2 protein-coding genes are annotated in these 1,550 nt (G+C 66.5%); both read right to left on the reverse strand.

Annotation, left to right across the window (positions count from 1 at the left end; translation table 11 throughout):
• Positions 1-427 precede the first annotated feature (427 nt).
• The gene (locus AB0F81_RS51240) at positions 428-847 is read right to left on the reverse strand and encodes an ATP-binding protein (RefSeq protein WP_360211767.1); all 420 of its coding nucleotides are present in this window, start codon (positions 845-847) and stop codon (positions 428-430) included.
• Positions 848-1,424: 577 nt separating this feature from the next.
• Positions 1,425-1,550: sigma factor-like helix-turn-helix DNA-binding protein (locus AB0F81_RS51245; protein WP_360211770.1), on the reverse strand; the 126-nt coding region annotated here is incomplete at its 5' end.

The following is a 1,550-nucleotide window of genomic DNA, read 5'->3' on the forward strand; positions in this document are numbered from 1 at the left end:
AAACGATGAGCCGGGGTATTGCCATAATTGGCACTGGCTTATCAAGCACCCTGTTGAGTTCTCAAAGAACAACCGCACACCATCCTGCGTTCCGCTTTCGCGGCCCGCCGCCCGGGGCACTCGCTCTACGTTACTCGCCCGTTTCCCGCTCCGTCAAATCCGCGTTTTTCGCAAATTCGAATGGATTGGCGATCCGTTCGAGCCCCGCGGAAGAGTACACGACGAGTCGTCGCACTCGATCCTTGGGGTTTGGCAGGACGGCCGCTGCGGATCTCTCCGCTCGCTCGCCCGTTTCCCTGCCGGCTCGGAGAACATTACCCGGTCGTTCCCGCAGCGCCAAATCGGCCCCCTACCCTTCCGGGGCGGTTGTGACGGCTGCTTCCCCACACCATTGGTGAGCCACAATCGCATTCGCGATACGACTTCACTACGTACGGTGAAAGCCGGCCCAGACATGCTTGGTCTCCCCGGTCTTGAACCAGCCGACGTCGGCGGCGAAGGTGCGCGCCAGGGCCAGGCCGAGGCCGCCCGCACCCGGCGGCCGGTCAAGGTCGAAGCGCGGCTCCGTCTCCAGGTCGCGATCCGCCACGTCGATGATCAGGCGGTCATCCGCGTGCAGCAGGCGGACCTCGGTGGGTGGCAGTCCGTATCGCAGCGCGTTCGTGGCCAGCTCGGTCGCCACGACCACCATGCGATCGACCAGATCGCCGAACTCGCCGGCTCCCCTTGCGGCCAACTCCGAACGGAGCGCCGCCCGCAGATGCCGCAAACCCCGGAAGTCGTCCAGCGTCCAGCAACGCAACTCGACAGCGCCGGAATGCGGCACCGAATCGGGCAGCGCGGTCATGGTGTCCATCTTGCCCGCCCAGATCCAGTAGGCAGAGGTCCGTCCAGTCCCGGCGGCAGACCGGACGGCTTACCCCGGAGCGCGAGCGGCTCACCCCTTGGTTTGCGGCACACAAGAACCCGGGCGTCTCAGGGGAAGGACTGCCGAAGCTCACCGCCTCAGGGCCGAATCGGCGGTCAGCCCCGAAAGCTGGAGCAGTTTCCCGATTTAGAAGTCAGCTGCAGCCCTTGATCCGGCGGCGAGAGCAGCACGAGCTCCGCAAGGTTCGGCGAGTTCCTCGGACCCGGGAGGCAAGGCGAAGGACAAGGCCGCCGCCTCCCTTCGGTGACAGAAGCACCGACCGGCAACGCGCGGACCGGCGAAGCAAGGACCGGCACGCCCGGGGCTGAGTGACGGAAGCGCGGACCAGCCGAGCAAAGGCCGGCACGGCGCGGGCTGAATGACGGAAGCGCGGACCGGCCGAGCAAAGGCCGGCACGGCGCGGGCGGGGAGTGCGGTGAGAGACCGGCGCGGGGGGTGAAGAGAAAAGAGTGACGGCGCCGGCTGGGCCGGCGCCGTCTTTGGGGAGGGAGAGAAGTTAGATCGCGTCGGCCGTCAGCTGGCCGCGGAGCTTGGTCAGGGCCTTGGTCAGCAACCGGGACACGTGCATCTGCGAGATCCCGATCTGCTCAGCGATCTGCGACTGGGTCAGATTGCCGTAGAA

This window comes from Actinoplanes sp. NPDC024001 (genome assembly GCF_040638955.1).
Lineage (GTDB): Bacteria > Actinomycetota > Actinomycetes > Mycobacteriales > Micromonosporaceae > Actinoplanes.

What these genes read in the sequence shown, in the direction of transcription:
- AB0F81_RS51240 (WP_360211767.1), bottom strand. Translation starts at nt 847, where the DNA reads ATGACCGCGCTGCCCGATTCGGTGCCGCATTCCGGCGCTGTCGAGTTG.